The sequence below is a fragment of the Pseudomonas sp. H1_D04 genome (assembly GCF_054683855.1).
Map to the genome: position 1 here is coordinate 3627205 of NZ_CP162826.1, position 22304 is coordinate 3649508.

Consider the following 22304-nt stretch of genomic DNA (forward strand, 5'->3'; position numbering starts at 1 on the left):
ATGGGTTTTGAGTGGCTCAAAAACTCACATTAGGCATGATCTGATCATTTATCCAGTGCTTTTTAGGTGCACCTCAGGTGCTACACGTAACTGGATTGAACGGGACCGAAATAGTTGGTTTTGGCAGGGCTGGAGAGGGGTATTTTGTTGCAGTAAGTCGGGGGTAGGCAAAGTGATACACAGCCGGGTTTTCGGCTCAGTCCGATCTCAGATTGAGGATGGAGCGGGGAGGGCTGACCTACCGTTTTGGGATATCAGGTTGCGCGCCACGTTTTGCGAGATATGAAAACGTGGCGCGGATTTGATGTGTCCAGCTTTGGACGCATCTTCCACCAGTGGTGGATCATCGCCGCGCGCCTGTTCCGGCCTGCTGTCAGGCTGCGCTAGCTGGGCTTACTCGGGAATGAGTAATTCGTTGTACTTCTTCGGCACCAGCGCAATCTCGCCCCAGGCAAGGTGCTCGACCCCGAGCCCTCCGCCATTCCTTGTTATGACTCCGTAAAACATCACGATTCTGCCCACTGACACGTCATTAATATTCTTCGCCTGACAAAAGCCGTCTGGCATTTTAACCGTGAAGTCACCCACTCCTTTACCGCATCGCAGGCGAGTCATTCTGATGGAGGTGCTGTACTTACCTGCATTCCAGCTGCGTAGGATTTTCCCGAAATAGAGCTTTGGCGTTTGAGCTTTATCAAGGACGTCCCACTTTAGGTCAGCCACGTCGGTGAGGAGTTCTGCGAGCTTCACCGCGTGAATTGCTCCAGGGAGAACGAAGTACTTGTCTTTGTTCTTTTCAAAATTACGGCATATTCCCGCGACAGTTGTTATTTTGCTCGGAAGCTCGAACGATTCGCCCTGGTGTCGACCTATGGGTACTTCCGATGGCGGTCCGTCTGTATCCTCGACAGGAGTTTCGTCATATTCCTCGCTTGGCGTGAAGTCGATTTCGGGCCTTTCTTGCAAAAACTCATTCACTACCGCTAGCTGTCCGTGTTCCACCGCCCTTTTGGCCTCTTCCCATGTGTCATATCGTTTGCCGATGGGCTTCTTGGCCCTCAGCACGCATGCGACATGACTCCATCGCTTCAGATGCCGATAAAAAGGGTCACGCTGGTTCGTAAACAAGTCTTTTTCTTTGGGGGTGCGCTCGACGTTGGTGAAGCATCCGGGGCAATACAAGGCGCCTCTCATTTCCTCTTCATATTCATCCGGTGCCACACGTCTGCTTGCTTTCAAGACTTCTCGGTTGCCGCCCTCAAATTTCCACCCTGGCAGGTGGTGTGCATAAGCAATCTTCCGTTTGTTCGCCATTGGTCAGTCATCCATGTGGGTATGATTGCAAATAGCCACACCCTTTGTGGCAAATCAAGCTAGAAAGTGATGATTGCTACTTTGGTTTAAGGAGGCAGCGCTGGGGGAGTCGCTCTCCTTGTCTTGAGCTCAATGGCGTCTCTTGCGTGCGCCGGTCGTCAACAGACGAAACGATCCGAGTCGGCTCATTTGGTCTGTCTCGCAACGATCAAATTTAACAAGGGCCTGTGGCACTAGCCCCTCGGTATTGGTGCGGTACGGGGGGCTGATTTGAAGTCATACCTAGTAGGTGTTCGGATCGCTCAAAAACGTGAGCCAGGATCAGCATTACCTTCGATAATCTGCTGCATGGTCCAATCTTAGCCATACTCGCAAACCAATCCGACTAAATTTCGAGTGCATATGAAGCCTTTTGAAAAACCACAGAATGCCGTTGGCGACGACTGGAGGCTCCAGCTAATCACCCACCTTACAAAGGAGTTCACCCCGCCTTGGACGGGTGTCACTTCGCCCGCGGGAACACGGGTTACTCTATCGTCAGTGATACAAATGACAAAGAAGAAGCAACTGACTATCCCACTCCCTAATGCTTCAGCTTTGTTACTCAATTCGGCGGCGATCGCGTTCATTGCTGCACGCGGAATTCGTGAGCGAAGTGGAATAGACAAAACTCATAACAGGGAAGTCAGTTTTAGCACTGACGGCGAAGCTTTTGACTTCATTGAGCGAATGATTGAATCAATAGTGCTCGCTTTCACTGCAGTCGAGGCTTTCGTAAACGAGGCGATCCCTGAGGACTACATTTATGCCCATCACAATCGGAGTGACATTGTCCTGGAAGCGTCAAGTAAAGCCACTGTAGAGAGGCACACACCGCTCGATGTGAAGCTAACGGCCGTTCTTCCTGAGGTATTGAACTGCTCCTCCCCGAAAGGCACCAGATGCTGGCAAGGCTACAGACATTTGAAGAGTACGAGGGATCGCATAGTGCACATGAAGACGCTTGATCGGAGATCTTCAGGCCCCGAAGTAGAGGGTGTTTGGAAAGCAATATTGCTGTCTCCAGCACCTCACCTGGCTGCGAAGGCCGTGATTGATCACTTCGTGTCGCACATGAAAGATAAGCCAGCGTGGCACAAGAATTTCCCCTATAACACGTGGTGATTTTCTCTTGAAAAAGTCTGATTCTCTAAGGTAAAAAAGCTGCTTATTGCCGCAATTTGGCTCCGCGTGAATGCCCATGCACGATGGGAGAGGCCAAATTACGGAGTTCATGACCGATGATATTGAAAGAACCAGTGAGACCAAAACGTCTCAGTGAGACCAAATCGTCACATTTCGCGTAAACGACTTTCGCGCCTAGCATCGTAAACCTACTAACTAACGGCTAAGTTGCTATGAATTGAATCTCACAATGATAGGTTTTGGCCTCATCTCATATGCTTGTAATAGTTTCTTCGCTGCCTTCGGTGTAAAGTGCTTAAGTTTGATCCTGCTTAGAACGTCGTCTGTTGAAGAGCCTGAACGCATTAGTAGTAAAATAAATGCTTCGTTTTTTAAGTCCTCGCTAGCAAACTCTGCTTGCTCGATTGTTAAGTAGGCTTTCGTAATGTGTTCCCAGATCCGAATTTCCCGTTCTGGCGTTCTATCACGGCTAAATCCATCCAGCATTTCTTGGATTTTTTCAGGAAAAAGTCGTGATAGTTGTAACTTTAAGATTTGTATGCGGTCAAGTTGGTCTGCGGTCAGGGTGCTGGTGCCGAGCGGGGCATTTCTTAATGAATTTATCTCCACTCGCTGAAGGTTTCTTTCTATATATTCATCTTCGTCTTCATCCACTTCGGAATTCCTGTCGCAACCCGGAAGTCGTTTTGGTTCGGATATGGTTTTTTTAATTTCAAATTTTACAGGAGGGGGCAGCCCAAGCTCTTCATTCAGTTTTGTGCATGTATCAAGCGTTACGAAGGCGGCAACGTCGGGGGATATGCGGAAAAATTCGCGGCGCCCATTAAGGCGAAATGCTGCAAAACGTTTGTGGATTCGCTTTTCGGCCGCTTTGCAGTCACCCACGGAATAGGCGAAAGCTATCTCGAATGGAGTGGGAACTCCAGAGGAACCTACATATAGTTCTCTTGCTCTAGCGTCAGGCTCTCTTTTTGTTAGACCAATCTTAACTACATAGGCTCCATGAAGAGGGTTTTGTAGTATGTATATGTAGCCAGGTACCATCATACAATCTCCGTATCTTGCTATCGGAATTCAATCCATTTATCCGACGGGTCTTAAATTTTTGCGCATCAGGTAGTCAACGCGCTCGCACGTAAAACTAGCTATGCTGGATTATTTAGATTTAGGGGCTAGCGTAACTAGAGACTTAGTGATTTCAATGAACTGGTTTTTTTCTAACTCTATTTTCTTTAATTCAATAGTTGATTGACCTTTTTCAAGGATGTGATTTCTTTCCGTTTCAGCAAACTCTGAAATTACTTTGTGTGTTATATCTGCACGTTTCAAGTAAAGAGCGGCGTCGAGAGATATGTATTTTAGCTCAAGGTTAGTTAGCTCATTTTGATAGTATTTAGCGTCGACTAGGTTCGACTTGTGCAGCCGCAAAAAGAAGTAAGCTAAAATCTCAATGGAGATAATTAATGAAAACCTGGAAGTGTAGTGAATTGCAACTGCATATTCGCTCGCTCCAACTGGGGGCACGCTATCAAATAGCTTTGAGTAAGTTCCGAATGCGCCGGGGAATACAAAGCCGGCCAGTCCTAAGATGCCTAGTATGGCTAGGCATACACCAGTTGTAAGATAAACAATGCCACGAAATCCTGATCGACTAATTTCATTTTTTATCCTTTTGAAGGACAGGTCTCTTGATAGGTTGATTATTAAATTTAGTCGTTGTCGATAGTTATGTTTTTCAGCTGTGTTTAGAGCGGGATTAAATGTGTTGTGAATGGCGTGTGTATGTTCGCTTACGCTCTCAATTTTTTCAGAGCTAAGGGCTTGTAGATATTTTATTTTAGTTTCTAATTCGACGATTTTTTCATTGTGTGCTAGTTCGCTCTCGGCTTGCGGTGTAGCAAAGTTTGCTTGTTGTTCGAATATTTTTCTATCTCTGAAGCCGGTTTGTAGGTACCAAAGCAATGCGGAAATAAAACTCACGGCTATAAAAGCTGGGTATAGGTATTCTGCTATCGTTAACTTTAAGGTTTGATCTGGGTGGAAATTTGTATCTATATAGAGCTTTAATAATGCCGCTACAAGTATTGGTGTAAATGTAAATAAATACCGTGCTCTTATTATTCTATCTATATGGAGATTATTTAAGATTTCAGCGGAGTTATCTGCGGTCATTTTTAGCCATCCTTGATTTTCGAGGGCATTATGCCATCAAGAATGGTTTTTTTGCAGATCCCGTTAAGCTTGGGGCCGCTGTGAACTTACGATCTGTATCGATCAAATCAAGCTCAAATCTGTTTGGCACGTCAGAAGCTTCGATACGAGATCCTACAATCTTTTGAATCCTTGCCTTGCGTTACCGGTAATGGTGTGACAGCATGGCCTGCGTTACCGGTAATGAGAAGGCCAGATGACTAACAAGACCGAAAGCCCCAACACTCTGCGGCAGCGCGCATTTAAAGAGCGACAACGCGCAGCTGGTTACAAGAACACCACGATGTGGATTCACACAGAGACAGAGGAGGAGGGTAGGCAAGCGGCACGCGACGGGAAGCCACTCAAGCCGATGGAGTCGAAAGACCCCTTGAGCTGGGCGGCAGGGTGGATCAGCGAGAAGGGTAAGTAGTAACCGGCGGGATATTTCGCCGATTGATCGGCCGAGAAATTAGACGATCAGGCCGATGGTCCAGATTTGGTCCATCTTAGAAAAAGTGCCAAGCCGCTGCGCTAACAGCGGCCTGGCGATCACACGACGCAACCTTGAGAGACACGTCATGCAACTTTACCAAAATATCAGTAACGACCTGAAAGGCCAAGATAAGTCCGAATTTGAAGGGCAGGGCCTTGCAGGCACTGAGGTGGGCGACTCTAGCGCCTTACACCTGCCCCTCTTCACCGAGAAGCAACGAACCTTAGTGGTTGAAATCATTCTCGCAGAGCGGCGTTACGCTACCCGATGGTGGACGCACCTGTGCGAGTTGCGGCGGCGTCAGGAGCTCCCTGAGTGGGTTGCGGCGGACATTGGCACTCATGATGAGCACGACCTTCTGCTTGAGAGTAGGAAGGCCGTCAACCAGGCTCTGTTCGGCTCGGATGACCTGGGCGGCGATCAGCAATACCGCGCGGTGTTGTTGGAGTAGGGCTGACAAACATCGGAACCTCCGTGGCATCGAGGGCACTACCCCGAAACAGGGTGGTGCCCTTTTTTCATTTGCTGGCGGCGGGGGGCTTTTCGGCAAGGTAGATCATGTGGAGCTGTATGCCTCCAACCACTCATCAACACTCTGATCCTGAGGAGGCTTAGGGATAGGTAAATCAGTTATGGAAGCTGTCTTATATTCGTCCTTTCTTATTAACTTGTTTTCGTGGTTTGAAACGCACGTAGTTGGAATCGGCTGTAACCCGCGCACTGCAAGGGCTGTGGCGTTTTCCTTGTCCGGGGCTCTTGTCCGGCAGTTGTCCGGCAGTTGTCCGGATATTGTCCGGAATTTGTCCGGCAAAATTGCCTTTCTGAATTGCTCGGCAGTCAGGCTGATAGGCGCCAAAGTGCCCGCGTTAATACGGTCGTCAGTCAGCAATCCGGTCAGCATGACGCCACGCAGTTTCCCCATGTAATCGTGCATAGCTGAAAGGCGCCGAGGAAATGGCAAGCCCGTGCCCATCCAGAATTTGTAGAAGTGGCTGCGCTTACCTATACGGAATTGTCCCCTGGGAAGCAGCGTGCCAGCCTTAGCTGCGGCTGTGTTCCGCTGACGGGTCAGGTCTGCATTGAAAACGGCGTATACAGACTCCCCATTTACTAGCGAGACGAACCGCAACGTGATACCGGCACTCCGGGTTTTGCCATAGTGACCAGTTGAATAATCCGTGTACTCGAAAGCATCCAGGCCTAATGAAATAAGCGCTTCACGGCAAAGCCTGGCCCGGTTGGTGTTGATCCACTCAGGCGGCACGGGCTTGCCGCTCGCCGGTTGAATGACGAGCTGCCCACGCTCAATGCTCACCGTGTCGCCGCGGCTAAGTAGTTTTGTGGCTAGGCATTCCACTGAATCGACCTCAGCGTAGTTCGGCTGGATAAACAACGTGCTGAAGCCCGCCAGCAGCTCGCAGGCAGGCGCAAGGGGCGTCGCAATTTCGCGGCGTCCCTTGCGATCTCCGGATTACGACGCTTCGCGCATCAGGATGTACTTGGCCACGCGGTGTGGCGGTCGTCCTGGCTCAGTGGACTGATGCGTCCAGTAGGTGCGGATTTCGTGACCCTTTTTCCTGAGGCGGCGGATGGTGTTGGGGGGCTGGACGATATCCAGGTCCTTTGCGGCCTCGATGGTCGATACCGGCCCGTTTCGCAGGGCCTCCATCATCTTGCGGTCTTGCTCAGTTGAAGAATGGCGTGTCATAGTTTGCCCTTCACGTTGGTGCTATCCAGTGTGTTTTCGCTAAGGCGGTGTTCTAGCACCGCCTTGGCAATCTCCCGCGCAGTCCTGCGCAATTCCCACTCCTTATTCTTTCCGCACTTCACCGTGCGCCCACCTTTGCCGCGCGCTCGATAAAGGCCTTCAGCTCGGATGCCAGCGCTAAGCGCCGGCGGCCGATCTTGAAAGTCTTGATTTCGCCTTGAGCGATCAGCTCGTAGGTGGCCGAGCGAGATATGCCCAAGATGCGGGCCGATTCTTCGACGCTTAGCGACAGCGGCGCCATTTGTTGCTGAGCTTGTTCCATAGGTAACTCCAAATGCCCAATGAGAGTGATCGGGCGACAAGAGAATCCTATTGCTGTATTTGCATGTAGTCAACTGCAATCACGGGCTAATTATGAACGCATGGACTTGGGTGGATGCAAAAGGTACGATTGGGGAGGACACATATTTGATAGGTGAAAGTGATGGCCAAGAACAAGCCCAGCCAAGGTGCGCGAAAGACGGAGACGTTGACGCTCCGTCTTGACCCCAAGGTGAAGATGATGATTGAGATCATCTCGCGAATTCGCAGGCAATCCATCACCGGCGTGGTTGAGGCGGCTATTGAGGAAATCGCTTTTGACTTAGACACCCCATACTTTGATGATGGAGAGATGCACAATTACTCTCTTGGGTCGATTTTCTCTGAAGTTTGGTCTGCCGACGAGAGCGAGCGTTTTATCAATATGTGCTATCGCCTACCCTCCCTTCTCACCTACGAGGAGCAAAGAATTTGGGAGACGATCAAGTCCTCACGATGCTTTTGGGAGAGCCACATGACAAAGATTCCCACCGACTGGAAGGTCGAAGGGCTCGGGCGCATTGATCGTTCAAACCTCCGCCTATGGTGGACTGATCTTCTCGAACACGTAGACGCCCATAAGGATAGTCGAACCATCGTCCCTTTCGAGGCGTCGTTCTAGATCAACTCCACCGCAGCAGCCTTTGTGCCTGGCGCTAGATGTGCATAGCGCAAAGTCATTTTGATATCGGCGTGCCCCAGCAGATCCCGTACTGTGTTGAGCGGTACGCCTGCCATTACCAGGCGTGAAGCGAAGTCGTGCCGCATATCGTGCCAGCGGAATCCGTCGATCTGTGCCCGCACAAGCAACTTGAGCCAGGCGCTTTTGACGTCCTCAAAGCGACCGCCGCCCTGACCTGGGAACACATACGGCGACTTGCTCACCTGCTTCTTCCAGGCTTCCAGGACACCAATGGTCTCCTTGTTCATCGGGATGTGGCGCGTATCGCTTGTCTTGGTGGTGGCCCCGGCGACTGTGATTGTCTTCGTGTCGAAGTTCACCGCTGACCATTTCAGGTCGAACAGCTCTCCGCGCCTCATGCCGGTATTCAGCGATACCAACACCATTGGCTTCAGGTGATCGGTGAAAGGCAGTTCCAGCAGGCTTGGCATCGGCTCTCTGTGGCGGTCCGTCCGCCAGTTGTTTGCACTCTCGCGCTCGACCCTCACTTCATCCTGTCGAGCGTCCAGGGCTTCGCGTAGACGCCTGGTCTCGTCAGCATCCAGGTAGCGAATCACCCCCTTTGAATCGACCTTGAGTTGTTTCAGCTTGGTCAGCGGGTGGGTATCGATGTACTCCCACTCAACGGCACGACTGAAAACACCACTTATCGAGCCCATTTTTCGATTCACCGTCGAAGCTTTGTTGCCGGCTTGCATCCATCCGGTGCGGATCTGCTCTAGGTCTCGTCCGGTGATCGCGTCCAGGCGCTGGGCCATGATTGGGTCGAAGTTATTACTGAGGGTGTGCTGCGTCTTCTCGTGGCCTTTGTGATGAGCCTTGAACCACGGCATATAGGTGTCATCAATGAAGTCGCGCAAGGAGGGTAGGGTGGCGCCCCTTCGGCCTTGAGTGACCGCCAGAGGCTCTCCATGTGATCGGGCTTCTGCGAGGTACTGAGTGGCCTCAGTGCGCGCTTGATCAAGCGTGAGAATGCCGACACGGCCTAAAGTCTTCTTCCGGCCACGGGCCCAGGAGACGACGTAAGACTTTGCACCTGCGGCAGTAACGCGCACGAATAGACCGCCGACGGTGGTATCGTGAACTTCGTATTCGTTGCCAGTGACCTGCAGTGATCCCAGCAGTTTGGCTGTTAGCTTCTCTTTCAATTTGTTCCCATGGGTGCATGGTGGGTGCAAAAAGAACTATACGGGGTCGTTTTTACGGACACAACCGGACGCTAAGGCCAATAAACACTGGGCTACCTCAATGTTGGCTGGGCTTGATATGACCCTCCTAAGGGGAAGGTTGGCCGTTCGAACCGGCCCTGGGACACCAGTTCCAAAGCCCCGCACAGACTATTCTGGGCGGGGCTTTTTTGTGCGTGCTCGGTCTTTTCAAACAACAATCGAACCTTGCCGCCGATCAATGTTCACAGCAGGTGCTGTCGGGTATTTTTCGCGATGGTGTACCTCTTACGACGCCCTGTGTCGTCTGAGCTGTTCAAGCAAATTAATCCCCGGAAACAGCTCATACCGCCTGTCCGGAACCGGCCACCCAGGACTATCATGCCGATAGCCCTGTCTCTCACTGCAAGGAGCCGCTCGGAACGCCGATGCGTCAGATCTGGAAATCTTTTCGAGCCCTTTATTTCGCGTCCTTGATGATGCTGATCGGCTCTGGCCTGCTCAGTACCTACCTGGCCTTGCGTCTGGCGGCCGACCATGTCGACAGCCTATGGGTGGGTGCGCTGATGGCGGCCAACTACTTTGGCCTGGTTTTGGGCGGCAAGATCGGGCACCGCTTGATTGCGAGAGTCGGGCATATCCGTGCCTATGCCACCTGCGCCGGTATCGTCGGCGCGGCGGTGCTGGGCCATGGCCTGATCGACTGGTTGCCGGCCTGGATCGTGCTGCGGATGATCGTCGGCCTCGGAATGATGTGCCAGTACATGGTCATCGAGAGCTGGCTCAATGAGCAGGCGGATGCCAAGCAGAGGGGCGTGGTATTCAGCGGCTATATGATCGCGTCCTACCTTGGGCTGGTGCTGGGTCAATTGATCCTGGTCATGCATCCCCAGCTTGGCCTTGAGTTGCTGATGCTGGTGGCGCTGTGCTTTGCCCTGTGCCTGGTGCCGGTGGCCATGACTCGACGTATTCACCCGGCGGCCTTACACCCCGCGCCGATGGAGCCGCGTTTCTTTATCAAGCGCGTGCCCCAGTCGCTAAGTACAGTGCTGGGTGCGGGGCTGATTGTCGGTTCGTTTTACGGTTTGGCGCCGCTTTATGCGTCCCAGCAGGGGCTCACGACGGAGCAAGTCGGCCTGTTCATGGGTAGCTGTATTTTTGCCGGGCTGCTGGTGCAGTGGCCTCTGGGCTGGTTGTCGGATCGTTATGATAGGGCGCTGTTGATTCGTTGTTTTGCCTTGTGCCTGGCGGTAGCGGCCTTGCCGCTGGCGATCATGACTCAGGTGCCGCTGGAAGTGCTGTTTGTCGCGGGCTTCCTGTGTTCGCTGGTGCAGTTCTGTCTGTACCCGCTGGCGGTGGCGTTTTCCAATGACCATGTGGAAGGCGACCGTCGAGTATCGCTGACTGCCATGCTGCTGGTGACTTATGGCGTTGGTGCGAGTATCGGGCCGTTGCTGGCAGGCGTGATCATGAAGATGTTCGGCAGCCAAATGCTGTATGCCTTCTTCAGCCTGTGTGCGTTGATCCTGGTATGGCGCATCCGGCCGAAGGCGGTGACCAATTTGCATCAGGTGGAGGATGCCCCCCTGCATCACGTGGCGATGCCCGACAGCATGTCGAGTTCGCCGCTGGTGGCCGCGCTTGATCCACGGGTCGATGAGCAGGTGGTGCAGGAGCAGATGCAGAATGTCCCTGATCCTAATCCTGAGCCTGAGCCGGAAACTGATCCCCTGGCGCCAGTAGATGAGCCAGCCTTTGTCGGGCCGCCGGAACCTCTGGGGCCGGAAGAGCATCCGCATGACTTGAGCAGGGCGCGCCCCTGAAAGTAAAAACGGGCAGATCCCCAAAGGATCTGCCCGTTTTTTTGCCGCGATCTTTAATGATTAAAAATCGTCGTCCTTGTCGAAGCGCCGCGCTTCTCGCTGCAGTTGATACACAAAACGTTCGACTTGGCGCTGCACCAGGCCACTCATGTTGTGGAAGCGCACGCCAGCAAAGGTGGTGTTTATCTTCTCTTCGAAGTGCAGGTAACGCAGCTCGACCGAAGTGGTCATGCTGCCAAACGGCAGGGCGGCGATAAAGCGGTCGTAGACCTGGCCCAGTTGCAAGCGTTCGGAGATGTCGCCTTCAAAGCGCAGTTTGCAGCCGGTGGCGGAGATATCGAGCAATTTGCCGTTGACCGGCGCCTTGAGTTTTTCGCCGCCGAGCTCGATGTTCACCAGTTGTGCCAGCTTCAGCGCGGCGCGAAATGCATTGCGGCGCTGATGGTAGACCACCTCGTCCGGCAGGCTGCCGGTGTAGATACGGTGGCCATCTTTTTCGCTGATTTTGAGGTTGCCGGTGCTTTCCCAGGCGACGCGCACGCCGTCGTGGAAGCCTTCGATACGGAAGGGTTCGCCGTTTTCGAGGTGGCGTTCGCCATCACGGGGAATCATTTCGTCCAGCGCCAGCGTGCTGCTGTCACGGTTAACGTCCACCAGATAGCTCTGGAAGCGCTGGCTGCGCTCATGGAAGGTGATGATCAGCGGGTCATGGCTGTCTTGCAGCATCCGCAAGGTGCCTGCGATTTCCAGAGGCGTGGTGAGCACCTTGGGTGGCTGCGGCGCATCTTCCGCATTAAGGGCGTTGAACACGGTTCTTCCATCTCCAGACAAAATACGACTACACGCAAGAACCGGCATTTTGCCAGCATGTGGCGCGCCTTGGATAGGGCGCACAGTAAACTGGCGTCAGGCTTGGCTGCGGGTGCTTGGCTTGACCAGGCGCGAGGTTGATCCCTGGGCGTTATACAGTGCCGGCGGCTCTCCGCCGTGGAGTATGCGCAACTGGTTGGCAGTCGTGGCTTGCTGAAGCTGGATCGACTGACCGTTAAGCAGGTTGGCTTCCTGGCACTGGGCGAGCAATTGGTTAAGTTCTTTGCTCTGGCTCAGGAGCTGATCGCCGACCGAGGAGTGGCTGGCCAGCTGCGCCAAGCCGTCGTGGTCTGCCGGCAGGCCAAGGCTGATCAGGATCTGGCTGCGTTTTTTGCCGTGCTGTTCCAAGAGGACAATCAGCGACTGTTTGCGGGCCAGAATTTCTTCCAGCAACGGCATATCCCGGCCGTAAAGGGCCAGTGATTCCTCTCTTAGCAGCTCCAGCAATTGTTGCGTCGGCGCTAGATCATCAATGATCAGTTGCAGCAAATGTTCGTCGTGATGCATGGCTGGCCTTGGGTTTTAAGCGTCCAAAAGCCCTGCGCAGGCCTTTGCCTAGCGCTCGGCTTCGAAATTAAGCAGCTTGCTGGCTACACGGTTGCTGTCGACTTTATAGCTGCCATCGGCGATTGCCTGTTTCAATTCGGCCACACGGGCTTTATTGACCACGGGTTGATCGCGCAGCGAGTCAGTGACCTTCTGCAACTGTTGAGCCTCATTGCTCAGGTGTACGGATTCCCCGCTCTGGCTGGCCTGTTCTGCCTTGACGGGCAGCGCCGGGGCCTTGGCTTCTACGCTGTCCTTGGTGCTGGTGGTGCGCGTAGTGCCTGACGTCGTCGGGGCGTTATTTAAACGGCTGAAATCGATGACCATGATAAAAAAACCTCTGGGTATTTGGACGCTTGCCATGTTTTCGGCCATACCCGGACAAACTTTAGGCGCGAATGACAATAAATCTCCGCACGGGACTTCTCGTGCACAGTGTAGGAAAACCCAGCGTCCTGTACCAGTAATCTATAAAGCGACCTCGACTTGCCCTGGGGCTGTCACCCGCGCCTTGATCACGCGGTTGGAGTTGAGGTTCTTGACTCGAATCTGTTCGCTCATGCCGCCGTTGGACAGTGCTTCGCCAGGCATTTTCACATTCAATCCCCCGCTGCTCGCGGAAATCACTACCTGATCGCCCTTGCGAATGACCTCGGCCTGTTCCAGATGCACCAGCGTAATCACCTGATCGGTGACCACTGGTCGGGTCAATTTCTGCCCGATGGCCTGGTCCACTGATGTGAGATAGCCCTGGTTGATCAGGCTGATGTCGCGTTCACGCAGCACAACGTCTTCAAAACCAATGATGCCGGTGCGTTTCAGCGGTCGGGCCACCACCACTACATCGCGGAATAGCTTGACCTGTGCCGGCACAAACACCGTCCAGGGCGAGGCGCCATCGCAGCGCACCCGCACCGTCACGCGGCCGATAGGCTGAGCAGGGCTTTCCAGGGTCGCTGTCAATTCCTTGTCGCACATAGGCATGCGCAGGCGCGGGTCCAACTGGTTGACCTGGATTTCATAACGCCCCGGTGTCTGGGTGGTCGCCAGATAATCTTCTACAGTGAACTCAAGAAAGCCCTGAGTGACGCCGATAAGTAGATCAGGCAAGGTGACGTTATCTGCGCGGGCCGTGGCGCCGAGGCAGAAAGCAAGCAATGCCACCGAGGCGCAGAGCAATCTGCGGTACTGTGGGAATCGAAGGCGTCGGGAAACTGTCGTTTTAATATCCATGGCCAATAAATAGCAAAGCTCGTGCCGTTTAGTGTTGGGTGCGCGTCGCACCTTCAAGGTTTTAGCGTAGGAGTCTGGGCATGGCAGGAGTAATGGATTCAGTAAACCAGCGCACACAGCTGGTAGGGCAGAATCGCCTGGAGTTGTTGCTTTTTCGCCTGGATGGCAAACAGCTGTACGGCATCAATGTGTTCAAGGTGCGGGAAGTGCTGCAATGTCCCAAGCTGACGATCATGCCCAAGTCCAGCCCTGTGGTGTGTGGCGTAGCCAACATCCGTGGCGCGACCATCCCGATTCTTGACCTGGCCCTGGCCACCGGTTCGGCTGGCCTGCAGGACCGCGAGAGCCCGTTCGTAATCATCACCGAGTACAACACCAAGACCCAGGGCTTCCTGGTGCGCTCGGTGGAGCGCATCGTCAACATGAACTGGGAAGAGATTCATCCGCCGCCCAAGGGCACTGGCCGCGACCACTACCTCACGGCGGTGACGCGGGTCGATAACCAGTTGGTGGAAATCATCGACGTGGAGAAGATCCTTGCCGAAGTTGCGCCGACCTCGGAATCGATTTCCGTGGGCGTGGTGGATGCCGAAACGGCGCATAAGGCGGTCTCGCTGCGTGTGCTCACGGTGGATGACTCCTCGGTGGCACGCAAGCAGGTGACCCGTTGCCTGCAAACCGTCGGCGTGGAAGTCGTGGCGCTTAATGATGGTCGCCAGGCGCTGGATTACCTGCGCAAGCTGGTGGATGAAGGCAAGAAACCGGAAGAAGAATTCTTGATGATGATTTCCGACATCGAGATGCCGGAAATGGACGGCTACACCCTCACGGCTGAGATACGCAGCGATCCACGCATGCAAAAATTGCATATCATCCTGCATACTTCGTTGTCGGGCGTATTCAATCAGGCGATGGTCAAGAAGGTCGGTGCCGATGACTTCCTGGCCAAATTCCGTCCTGATGACCTGGCATCCCGGGTAGTCGACCGGATCAAGGCAGCAGATCACAGCTAAGGGCTTGTTGCCCTGGCGGTCTTACGATTTTAGAGGCGGTATCAGTGTCTACGGGTAATTTGGATTTTGAACAGTTCCGGGTCTTCCTGGAAAAAGCCTGTGGCATATTGCTCGGTGAAAACAAGCAATACCTGGTATCCAGCCGTCTTAACAAACTGATGGAGCAGCAGGGCATCAAGTCTCTGGGCGAGTTGGTTCAACGGATCCAGGGGCAGCCGCGCAGTGGTCTCAAAGAAATGGTGGTCGATGCCATGACCACCAACGAAACCCTTTGGTTTCGTGATACTTACCCCTTTGAAGTGCTCAAGAGCAAAGTGCTGCCGGAGGCTATCAAGGCCAGCCCGGGCCAGCGTTTGCGCATCTGGTCGGCAGCCTGCTCCTCGGGGCAGGAACCGTACTCTATCTCGATGTCCATTGATGAGTTCGAACGGACAAACATGGGTCAGTTGAAGGCCGGGGCACAAATTGTTGCCACTGACCTGTCCGGCACTATGCTCACTAATTGCAAGACCGGCGAGTACGACAGCCTGGCTCTGGGACGTGGGTTGTCCCAGGAACGCCTGCAACGTTACTTCGACCCGAAAGGGGCGGGGCGTTGGGCGATCAAGGCGCCAATCAAGAGCCGCGTTGAGTTCCGCTCGTTCAACCTGCTTGATAGCTACGCCAGCCTTGGCAAGTTCGACATGGTGTTTTGCCGCAACGTGCTGATCTACTTTTCGGCCGAAGTGAAGAAAGACATCCTGTTGCGCATCCACGGCACCCTCAAGCGTGGTGGTTACTTGTTCCTCGGTGCTTCCGAGGCGCTCAATGGCCTGCCGGATCATTTCCAGATGGTGCAGTGCAGCCCTGGGATCATCTACCAGGCCAAGTAATAAAGCGTACGCGGTCAAGAATGTGGGAGGGGGCTTGCCCCGATAACGGTGGTTCAGTTGATGCATCTATCACTGATACACCGTTATCGGGGGCAAGCCCCCTCCCACATTTTTTTGTGCGGCAATCCTCAGGATAGCGGCAAGCCGGATTGCCGCTTTACTGGCGCTACGCGGAGACCCGTTGCCGCTTTTCTGGCATTGCCGCCGGCAATATCCCCGTAAACCCTTGATTCATGGGCTTTTCAGAAACTGGCATGCGCTTTGCTATAACCCAGTTAACGAACAGCAGGTCAGCCTAAAGGTTTCCGCCATGAGCATCAGCTTCGATAAAGCGCTCGGTATCCACGAAAAAGCCCTGGGCTTCCGCGCCCAGCGTGCTGAAGTCCTGGCCAACAACATTGCCAACGCCGATACCCCGAACTACAAGGCTCGGGACCTGGACTTCTCCGCCGTGCTTGCCGCACAGCAGGACAAGACCAAGAACGGCACCTTCGCCTTGAACATGACCAACAACCGTCATATCGAAGCACAAGGTCTGAGCAGTGGTGACGAGTCGCTGCTGTATCGCACGCCGATGCAGCCGTCGATCGACCAGAACACCGTCGACGCCCAGCTGGAGCAATCGGCCTACGCCGAGAACTCGGTGAACTTCCAAGCCAGCTTTACGCTGCTCAACAGCAAATTCAAAGGGCTGATGTCGGCCCTTCGTGGAGAGTAAGCCATGTCCCTGTCCAGTGTTTTCAATATTGCCGGTAGTGGCATGAGCGCCCAGACCACGCGTCTCAACACCGTCGCCAGTAACATCGCCAACGCCGAGACTGTGTCTTCGAGCATTGACCAGACCTACCGTGCGCGTCACCCGGTCTTCGCCACCATGTTCCAGGGCGGCCAGAACGGCGGCAGCGATTCGTTGTTTCAGGAGCAGGGCGCAGCAGGCTCTGGCGTGCAGGTGCTCGGCGTGGTCGAAGACCAGAGCAACCTCGAAGCCCGCTACGAGCCGAACCACCCGGCTGCGAACGAAAAAGGCTACGTGTACTACCCGAACGTCAACGTGGTCGAGGAAATGGCCGACATGATTTCCGCCAGCCGCTCGTTCCAGACCAATGCGGAAATGATGAACACCGCCAAAACCATGATGCAGAAGGTCCTGACCCTGGGTCAGTGATAAGGGGCGCCAAATAATGGCCATCGTTGATACGTCTACTAATTCGGCAGTCCAGGACCTTTTCAATTCCAAGGTCAGCACTGCAACAAACAATGTCGCGAGTACGGCTGCTGCTGCTACCGGCAATCAGTCGTTGGGTAAAGATGCATTCCTGCAGCTGCTCGTCACCCAGCTGAAAAACCAGGACCCGCTGTCGCCTCAGGACAACGGTGCATTTGTGGCCCAACTGGCCCAGTTCAGCAGCCTGGAAGGCATCAACACCCTCAACGACTCGGTGAATGCAATCTCCAGCAACTTCAGCTCCTCCCAGGCGCTGCAGGCTTCGTCGCTGGTTGGGCGTTCGATCATCACCCAGACCGACAAGGCCCTGGTGGATACGAGCAAGAGCATGAACGGTTCGGTAGCTGTGACTGCAGCCACCGGTAACGTCGCCATCAAGATCACAGACAAAGATGGCAACTTGGTGCGCACCATTGATATGGGTGCCCAGAGCGCCGGCACCGCGAGCTTCATCTGGGATGGCAAGAACGATGCGGGTGAGGTGGCTCCAGCGGGCACCTACACCTTCGCGGCCACGACCAAGAATGACGCGGGCGATTCAGTGGCCCTGGCCACTTCGTTGCCGGCAACGGTGACCAGCGTGACTTTGAGCAAGACCGGTGGCGAGATGCTGCTGAACCTTGCGGGTGGCATGGGCAGCGTCAAGCTGTCGCAAATTCAGACTATCGGTACATAGAGCCGGCTAACTACGGCAGAGGGAGAGAAACATGTCTTTTAATATCGGCCTTAGCGGCCTCTATGCGGCCAACAAACAATTGGACGTGACTGGCAACAACATCGCCAACGTCGCGACCACTGGCTTCAAGTCGTCCCGTGCGGAATTCGCCGACATCTACGCCGCGTCCAAATTGGGCACCGGCCAGAACAGCATCGGCAATGGTGTGAACCTGGCGGCGGTGTCCCAGCAGTTCACCCAAGGTGACGTCAACAACAGCGGCGGCGTGCTGGACATGGCGATCCAGGGCGGTGGCTTCTTCGTGCAGAAGGGCAGCGACGGTTCGCTGGAATACACCCGTAGTGGTGCGTTCCGTGCCGACAAAGACGGCTATATCACCAACAACACCGGCACCTCGCGCCTGCAAGGCTACGCAGCGGATGAAGACGGCAAGATCATCAAGGGTGGCTTGACCGACCTGCAACTGAACTTGTCTTACCTGCCGCCGAAGGCGTCCACCAAAGTGGATTCCACCAGTAACCTGAACTCGTCGGAGCCGGTGATCAATCAGACCGACAAGCCGTTCAACCCAAGCGACACCACCACCTTTACCACTCAGTACAGCACCACCTTGTACGACTCCCAAGGCAACTCGCACGCCATGGTGCAGTACATGGTGAAAACCGACGCCAACGAATGGAATGCCTACACGTTGATCGATGGTCGTAACCTGGATGGTTCCAAGCCGACAACGACCGGCACCACTGCACCTGTGCCATCGACCATCACTTTTGATGGTGCCGGTAAGCTTAAAGATGTTGTTACCGGTGGCGTGAGCAGCAAGACATTGACGCTCACTGGCTGGGTCCCAGGATCGGTGACCGATGGCAATTGGACGCCAAACGAAGCGACCGCCGGGCCAATTGCCGTGAATATGGGCAATATCACCCAGTACAACTCGGCCAGCTACCGCAACCCACCGACTACCGACGGCTACGCCACCGGCCAGATCACCGGCCTGAAAATCGACGGCAACGGCGTCATGTTCGCCACGTTCAGCAACCAGCAGAGCAAGGCCATTGGCCAGATCTCCCTGGCCAGTTTCAACAACGAACAGGGCCTGCAGCCTGCGGGCAGTACCGCTTGGAGAGAGACCTTCTCCTCGGGCCAGCCGGGTTACGACACCCCGCAATCCGGGACCCTGGGTTCGATTGTGGCCAACTCCCTGGAGAACTCCAACGTCAACCTGACCAACGAGCTGGTAGACCTGATCAAGGCCCAGAGCAACTATCAGGCGAACGCCAAGACCATCTCCACCCAGAGCACCATCATGCAGACCATCATTCAGATGACCTGATGCGGTAATGCTCCACAAGAAGCCCCTCGTGAGAGGGGCTTTTTTGTGGATGTAAGAAAAGTGTGTTTGAAACGGTCCCCACGCGTGAGAGCGATCAAACCGCAGGCAAAAGAAAACCCCCGACCAGCCCAGAGGGTTGATCGGGGGTTTCGAGTAAGCGCTGTTGGGCGCTTACCTGCTCAGCTTATTGGCAAGCTTCGCAATCCGGCTCATCAATCGCGCAGGCCTTTGGCACGGGTGCCGGATCGGCTGGAGCAGCGAGTACCGAGTCATCACCATGGTTGCCGCTGGATACAGCGTTCAGCTTACCGGTGTTGATGGTCGACTTCTCGGTGCTGGTTGCGGCCAGGGCACGGAGGTAGTAAGTGGTTTTCAGGCCACGGTACCAAGCCATGCGGTAGGTCACGTCCAGCTTCTTGCCCGAAGCGCCAGCGATGTACAGGTTCAGGGACTGAGCCTGGTCGATCCACTTCTGACGACGGCTGGCGGCGTCAACGATCCACTTGGTGTCCACTTCGAAGGCGGTCGCGTAGAGCTCTTTGAGTTCTTGCGGGATGCGCTCGATCTGCTGCACGGAACCGTCGTAGTACTTCAGGTCGTTGATCATGACCGAGTCCCACAGGTCGCGAGCCTTGAGGTCGCGAACCAGGTACGGGTTGATCACGGTGAATTCGCCCGACAGGTTCGATTTCACATACAGGTTCTGGTAGGTCGGTTCGATCGACTGGGACACGCCGGTGATGTTGGCGATGGTCGCGGTCGGTGCGATGGCCATGATGTTGGAGTTACGAATACCTTTCTGCACGCGGGCACGTACCGGCGCCCAGTCCAGGGATTCTTCCAGGTCAACATCAATGTACTTCTGGCCACGTTGCTCGATCAGGATCTGTTGCGAGTCCAGCGGCAGGATGCCTTTGGACCACAGCGAACCCTGGAACGTCTCGTAGGCACCGCGCTCGTCGGCCAGGTCGCAGGACGCCTGGATCGCGTAGTAGCTGACCGCTTCCATGGACTTGTCGGCGAACTCGACCGCTGCATCCGAACCGTAAGGAATGTGCTGCAGGTACAGCGCGTCCTGGAAGCCCATGATGCCCAGGCCAACCGGGCGGTGCTTGAAGTTGGAGTTCTGCGCCTGTGGCACCGAGTAGTAGTTGATGTCGATTACGTTATCGAGCATGCGAACTGCGGTGTTGACGGTGCGCTCCAGCTTGGCAGTGTCCAGCTTGCCGTTGACGATGTGGTTCGGCAGGTTGATCGAACCCAGGTTGCAAACGGCGATCTCGTCCTTGTTGGTGTTCAAGGTGATCTCGGTGCACAGGTTCGAGCTGTGAACCACGCCCACGTGCTGCTGCGGGCTGCGCAGGTTGCATGGGTCCTTGAAGGTCAGCCATGGGTGGCCGGTTTCGAACAGCATGGACAGCATCTTGCGCCACAGGTCTTTGGCCTGGATGGTCTTGAACAGCTTGATCTTGCCTGGGTACTGGGACAGGGCTTCGTAATACTCGTAGCGTTCTTCGAAAGCCTTGCCGGTCAGGTCGTGCAGGTCCGGCACTTCGGATGGCGAGAACAGGGTCCACGGGCCGTCATCGAAGACACGCTTCATGAACAGGTCAGGGATCCAGTTGGCGGTGTTCATGTCGTGGGTACGACGACGATCATCACCTGTGTTCTTGCGCAGCTCGATGAACTCTTCAATGTCCATGTGCCAGGTTTCCAGGTAGGCACACACAGCGCCTTTGCGCTTGCCGCCCTGGTTGACCGCTACCGCGGTGTCGTTCACGACTTTCAGGAACGGTACGACGCCCTGGGACTTGCCGTTGGTGCCCTTGATGTACGAACCCAAGGCCCGCACCGGCGTCCAGTCGTTGCCCAGGCCGCCTGCGAATTTGGACAACATGGCGTTGTCGTGGATCGCGTGGTAGATGCCCGACAGGTCATCCGGCACGGTGGTCAGGTAGCAGCTCGACAGCTGTGGACGCAGGGTGCCGGCGTTGAACAGCGTCGGGGTCGACGACATGTAGTCGAAGGACGACAGCAGGTTGTAGAACTCGATCGCACGGTCTTCTTTGTGCTTCTCTTCAATCGCCAGGCCCATGGCCACGCGCATGAAGAACACTTGCGGCAGTTCGAAGCGGATACCGTCCTTGTGGATGAAGTAACGGTCGTACAGGGTTTGCAGGCCCAGGTAAGTGAACTGCTGGTCGCGCTCGTGATTGATCGCCTTGCCGAGTTTTTCCAGGTCGAAAGTGGCCAGGATTGGGTTCAGCAATTCGAACTCGATACCCTTGGCGACGTAGGCAGGCAGAGCCTTGGCATACAGGTCGGCCATTTCGTGGTGGGTGGCGCTGTCGGCCACGCCCAGGAAGCCCAGACCTTCGGCACGCAGGGTGTCCATCAGCAGGCGCGCGGTCACGAACGAGTAGTTCGGCTCGCGTTCAACCAGGGTACGGGCGGTCATCACCAGGGCGGTGTTGACGTCGGTCAGGGCCACGCCGTCGTACAGGTTCTTCAGGGTTTCGCGCTGGATCAGGTCACCGTCGACTTCTTCCAGGCCTTCGCAGGCCTCGGTGATGATGGTGTTCAGGCGGCCCAGGTCCAGCGGTGCAAACGTACCGTCGGCCAGGGTGATGCGGATCGACGGGTGAGCTTGTACGGCGGCTTCTTCGGCCGGGGAGCGCACGGCGCGCTCTTTGGAGCGGGCGTCACGGTAGATCACGTAGTCGCGCGCAACTTTTTGCTCGCCGGCACGCATCAGGGCCAGTTCGACCTGGTCCTGGATTTCTTCGATGTGGATAGTGCCGCCCGACGGCATGCGACGCTTGAAGGTCGCGGTGACTTGTTCGGTCAGGCGGGCAACGGTGTCGTGGATGCGCGACGAAGCGGCAGCGGTGCCGCCTTCAACTGCAAGAAACGCTTTGGTGATAGCGACGGTGATTTTGTCATCGGTGTAAGGAACGACAGTGCCGTTACGCTTGATCACGCGCAGTTGCCCTGGTGCAGTGGCGGACAGATCCATATTCGAATCTGCTGCCAGCGGCACGGAGCCCTGCGGGTTCTCGCGAGTTGTGTCGGTTTGCATGGGGGGTTGTCTCCACATTCTATATTTATTTGGGCACCATCACGGTGCCCACCGTTCCGTCCTGAAGCACTTACAGCAGGCGTTGGCCTGGCATAACAACTTCGGGACAGGAGGAAGGGGGGCTGTTCGCGCCGCTTCCATGCCGAAGTCTTCGGTTCGGGGCTTTAATGCCCTTGGCCGTATTCCTGGTGGGTGACAGTTGCCAGGTTCAAGCACTGCAACACCCGTACCGTTTTCTGCTATTGGAGCTTGAAAACGGCTGCCATCCGCTTGAGCGGTTTGGGCTTTCAAAAAATGCTTGGGTTCGACCAAACAGGAGCAAGAAAGGGCTTGAGTTTCTTGTCTGACTTGTGTTGGGTCTTTTCGCTCAAAACCCTACATGTAGGGTTTTTTTAGCGCCGAGGTACAAGATAATGCGTTTTGGGGGGCTTAGCAACGCACGACCTGTGGATAACGCTGTGGGTAAAATGTGTATGAAACGTGGAACGCCCGTGTAGGCCGCAGTACTGCTGGATTCGGCCGTTTGTCAC

Annotated in this window: 22 protein-coding genes; 10 read left to right on the forward strand and 12 right to left on the reverse strand. The window is 55.0% G+C overall.

The genetic code is table 11. From position 1 onward, the window contains the following. Positions 1 to 393: 393 nt before the first annotated feature. A complete protein-coding gene (locus AB4N82_RS16810) occupies positions 394 to 1314 on the reverse strand; it encodes a hypothetical protein (RefSeq protein ID WP_460102287.1) in 921 nt (306 codons plus the stop codon). 402 nt (positions 1315 to 1716) lie between these two features. On the opposite strand from AB4N82_RS16810, the gene AB4N82_RS16815 reads away from it, so the two are divergent. Continuing rightward, a complete protein-coding gene (locus AB4N82_RS16815; protein WP_460102290.1) occupies positions 1717 to 2478 on the forward strand; it encodes a hypothetical protein in 762 nt (253 codons plus the stop codon). Positions 2479 to 2709: 231 nt separating this feature from the next. Here the strand turns inward: AB4N82_RS16815 and AB4N82_RS16820 are convergent, their stop codons facing one another. Both AB4N82_RS16820 and AB4N82_RS16825 read right to left on the reverse strand, forming a co-directional pair. Further along, positions 2710 to 3546, reverse strand: a complete 837-nt coding sequence (locus AB4N82_RS16820) for a GIY-YIG nuclease family protein (protein ID WP_460102292.1) — start codon at positions 3544 to 3546, stop codon at positions 2710 to 2712. A 108-nt stretch (positions 3547 to 3654) separates the two neighbouring features. Next, a complete protein-coding gene (locus tag AB4N82_RS16825) occupies positions 3655 to 4671 on the reverse strand; it encodes a hypothetical protein (protein ID WP_460102294.1) in 1017 nt (338 codons plus the stop codon). A 599-nt stretch (positions 4672 to 5270) separates the two neighbouring features. Here AB4N82_RS16825 and AB4N82_RS16830 point away from each other — a divergent pair. Then, the gene (locus AB4N82_RS16830; RefSeq protein ID WP_460102296.1) at positions 5271 to 5636 is read left to right on the forward strand and encodes a hypothetical protein; all 366 of its coding nucleotides are present in this window, start codon (positions 5271 to 5273) and stop codon (positions 5634 to 5636) included. A gap of 105 nt (positions 5637 to 5741) precedes the next feature. On the opposite strand, the gene AB4N82_RS16835 is transcribed toward AB4N82_RS16830, so the two are convergent. The 3 genes from AB4N82_RS16835 to AB4N82_RS16845 all read right to left on the reverse strand — a co-directional run bounded on the left by AB4N82_RS16835 (position 5742) and on the right by AB4N82_RS16845 (position 7215). Beyond that, the gene (locus AB4N82_RS16835; protein ID WP_460102298.1) at positions 5742 to 6500 is read right to left on the reverse strand and encodes a hypothetical protein; all 759 of its coding nucleotides are present in this window, start codon (positions 6498 to 6500) and stop codon (positions 5742 to 5744) included. Between the two features lie 156 nt (positions 6501 to 6656). Then, a complete protein-coding gene (locus AB4N82_RS16840; protein WP_026067396.1) occupies positions 6657 to 6893 on the reverse strand; it encodes a helix-turn-helix domain-containing protein in 237 nt (78 codons plus the stop codon). A gap of 118 nt (positions 6894 to 7011) precedes the next feature. Then, a complete protein-coding gene (locus AB4N82_RS16845) occupies positions 7012 to 7215 on the reverse strand; it encodes a helix-turn-helix domain-containing protein (RefSeq protein ID WP_043050372.1) in 204 nt (67 codons plus the stop codon). 162 nt (positions 7216 to 7377) lie between these two features. On the opposite strand from AB4N82_RS16845, the gene AB4N82_RS16850 reads away from it, so the two are divergent. Continuing rightward, the gene (locus AB4N82_RS16850) at positions 7378 to 7875 is read left to right on the forward strand and encodes a hypothetical protein (protein WP_460102301.1); all 498 of its coding nucleotides are present in this window, start codon (positions 7378 to 7380) and stop codon (positions 7873 to 7875) included. Here AB4N82_RS16850 and AB4N82_RS16855 read toward each other — a convergent pair. Further along, positions 7872 to 9083 (reverse strand): phage integrase, encoded by a 1212-nt coding sequence (locus AB4N82_RS16855; protein ID WP_460102304.1) that lies wholly within the window; start codon positions 9081 to 9083, stop codon positions 7872 to 7874. The two genes, AB4N82_RS16850 and AB4N82_RS16855, sit on opposite strands and share 4 nt — an antisense overlap. 446 nt (positions 9084 to 9529) lie before the next feature. Between AB4N82_RS16855 and AB4N82_RS16860 the strand changes: the two genes are divergently transcribed. Then, positions 9530 to 10924 (forward strand): MFS transporter, encoded by a 1395-nt coding sequence (locus tag AB4N82_RS16860; protein WP_032886765.1) that lies wholly within the window; start codon positions 9530 to 9532, stop codon positions 10922 to 10924. 60 nt (positions 10925 to 10984) lie between these two features. Here the strand turns inward: AB4N82_RS16860 and AB4N82_RS16865 are convergent, their stop codons facing one another. The 4 genes from AB4N82_RS16865 to flgA form a co-directional block, all read right to left on the reverse strand. Further along, a complete protein-coding gene (locus tag AB4N82_RS16865; protein ID WP_032886767.1) occupies positions 10985 to 11734 on the reverse strand; it encodes a flagellar brake protein in 750 nt (249 codons plus the stop codon). A 96-nt stretch (positions 11735 to 11830) separates the two neighbouring features. Next, a complete protein-coding gene (locus tag AB4N82_RS16870; RefSeq protein WP_032886768.1) occupies positions 11831 to 12301 on the reverse strand; it encodes a flagella synthesis protein FlgN in 471 nt (156 codons plus the stop codon). A gap of 48 nt (positions 12302 to 12349) precedes the next feature. After that, positions 12350 to 12667, reverse strand: a complete 318-nt coding sequence (flgM, locus tag AB4N82_RS16875) for a flagellar biosynthesis anti-sigma factor FlgM (RefSeq protein WP_032886769.1) — start codon at positions 12665 to 12667, stop codon at positions 12350 to 12352. A 141-nt stretch (positions 12668 to 12808) separates the two neighbouring features. Beyond that, a complete protein-coding gene (gene flgA / locus AB4N82_RS16880) occupies positions 12809 to 13573 on the reverse strand; it encodes a flagellar basal body P-ring formation chaperone FlgA (RefSeq protein WP_099601981.1) in 765 nt (254 codons plus the stop codon). 80 nt (positions 13574 to 13653) lie between these two features. Between flgA and AB4N82_RS16885 the strand changes: the two genes are divergently transcribed. The 6 genes from AB4N82_RS16885 (at position 13654) to flgE (ending at position 18695) form a co-directional block, all read left to right on the forward strand. Continuing rightward, entirely contained in the window at positions 13654 to 14586 is a 933-nt protein-coding gene (locus tag AB4N82_RS16885; RefSeq protein ID WP_095185679.1) for a chemotaxis protein CheV, read from the forward strand. A gap of 44 nt (positions 14587 to 14630) precedes the next feature. Continuing rightward, positions 14631 to 15458 (forward strand): protein-glutamate O-methyltransferase CheR, encoded by an 828-nt coding sequence (gene cheR, locus AB4N82_RS16890; RefSeq protein ID WP_032886774.1) that lies wholly within the window; start codon positions 14631 to 14633, stop codon positions 15456 to 15458. Positions 15459 to 15768: 310 nt separating this feature from the next. Further along, positions 15769 to 16176, forward strand: a complete 408-nt coding sequence (gene flgB, locus AB4N82_RS16895) for a flagellar basal body rod protein FlgB (protein ID WP_032886775.1) — start codon at positions 15769 to 15771, stop codon at positions 16174 to 16176. 3 nt (positions 16177 to 16179) lie between these two features. Further along, complete coding sequence (gene flgC / locus AB4N82_RS16900; protein ID WP_032886776.1) at positions 16180 to 16623, forward strand: flagellar basal body rod protein FlgC; 444 nt, start codon at positions 16180 to 16182, stop codon at positions 16621 to 16623. 16 nt (positions 16624 to 16639) lie between these two features. Further along, a complete protein-coding gene (gene flgD, locus AB4N82_RS16905; protein WP_032886778.1) occupies positions 16640 to 17359 on the forward strand; it encodes a flagellar hook assembly protein FlgD in 720 nt (239 codons plus the stop codon). Positions 17360 to 17390: 31 nt separating this feature from the next. Then, a complete protein-coding gene (gene flgE, locus AB4N82_RS16910; RefSeq protein WP_032886780.1) occupies positions 17391 to 18695 on the forward strand; it encodes a flagellar hook protein FlgE in 1305 nt (434 codons plus the stop codon). A 184-nt stretch (positions 18696 to 18879) separates the two neighbouring features. Here flgE and AB4N82_RS16915 read toward each other — a convergent pair whose 3' ends face one another. Further along, on the reverse strand, positions 18880 to 21774 hold the full coding sequence (locus AB4N82_RS16915; protein WP_460102314.1) for a ribonucleoside-diphosphate reductase subunit alpha: 2895 nt from the start codon (positions 21772 to 21774) through the stop codon (positions 18880 to 18882). Between the last annotated feature and the right edge of the window lie 530 nt (positions 21775 to 22304).

What these genes read in the sequence shown, in the direction of transcription:
- AB4N82_RS16810 (WP_460102287.1), bottom strand. Translation starts at nt 1,314, where the DNA reads ATGGCGAACAAACGGAAGATTGCTTATGCACACCACCTGCCAGGGTGG.
- AB4N82_RS16815 (WP_460102290.1), top strand. Translation starts at nt 1,717, where the DNA reads ATGAAGCCTTTTGAAAAACCACAGAATGCCGTTGGCGACGACTGGAGG.
- AB4N82_RS16820 (WP_460102292.1), bottom strand. Translation starts at nt 3,546, where the DNA reads ATGATGGTACCTGGCTACATATACATACTACAAAACCCTCTTCATGGA.
- AB4N82_RS16825 (WP_460102294.1), bottom strand. Translation starts at nt 4,671, where the DNA reads ATGACCGCAGATAACTCCGCTGAAATCTTAAATAATCTCCATATAGAT.
- AB4N82_RS16830 (WP_460102296.1), top strand. Translation starts at nt 5,271, where the DNA reads ATGCAACTTTACCAAAATATCAGTAACGACCTGAAAGGCCAAGATAAG.
- AB4N82_RS16840 (WP_026067396.1), bottom strand. Translation starts at nt 6,893, where the DNA reads ATGACACGCCATTCTTCAACTGAGCAAGACCGCAAGATGATGGAGGCC.
- AB4N82_RS16845 (WP_043050372.1), bottom strand. Translation starts at nt 7,215, where the DNA reads ATGGAACAAGCTCAGCAACAAATGGCGCCGCTGTCGCTAAGCGTCGAA.
- AB4N82_RS16850 (WP_460102301.1), top strand. Translation starts at nt 7,378, where the DNA reads ATGGCCAAGAACAAGCCCAGCCAAGGTGCGCGAAAGACGGAGACGTTG.
- AB4N82_RS16860 (WP_032886765.1), top strand. Translation starts at nt 9,530, where the DNA reads ATGCGTCAGATCTGGAAATCTTTTCGAGCCCTTTATTTCGCGTCCTTG.
- AB4N82_RS16870 (WP_032886768.1), bottom strand. Translation starts at nt 12,301, where the DNA reads ATGCATCACGACGAACATTTGCTGCAACTGATCATTGATGATCTAGCG.
- flgM (WP_032886769.1), bottom strand. Translation starts at nt 12,667, where the DNA reads ATGGTCATCGATTTCAGCCGTTTAAATAACGCCCCGACGACGTCAGGC.
- flgA (WP_099601981.1), bottom strand. Translation starts at nt 13,573, where the DNA reads ATGGATATTAAAACGACAGTTTCCCGACGCCTTCGATTCCCACAGTAC.
- AB4N82_RS16885 (WP_095185679.1), top strand. Translation starts at nt 13,654, where the DNA reads ATGGCAGGAGTAATGGATTCAGTAAACCAGCGCACACAGCTGGTAGGG.
- flgB (WP_032886775.1), top strand. Translation starts at nt 15,769, where the DNA reads ATGAGCATCAGCTTCGATAAAGCGCTCGGTATCCACGAAAAAGCCCTG.
- flgC (WP_032886776.1), top strand. Translation starts at nt 16,180, where the DNA reads ATGTCCCTGTCCAGTGTTTTCAATATTGCCGGTAGTGGCATGAGCGCC.
- flgD (WP_032886778.1), top strand. Translation starts at nt 16,640, where the DNA reads ATGGCCATCGTTGATACGTCTACTAATTCGGCAGTCCAGGACCTTTTC.
- flgE (WP_032886780.1), top strand. Translation starts at nt 17,391, where the DNA reads ATGTCTTTTAATATCGGCCTTAGCGGCCTCTATGCGGCCAACAAACAA.
- AB4N82_RS16915 (WP_460102314.1), bottom strand. Translation starts at nt 21,774, where the DNA reads ATGCAAACCGACACAACTCGCGAGAACCCGCAGGGCTCCGTGCCGCTG.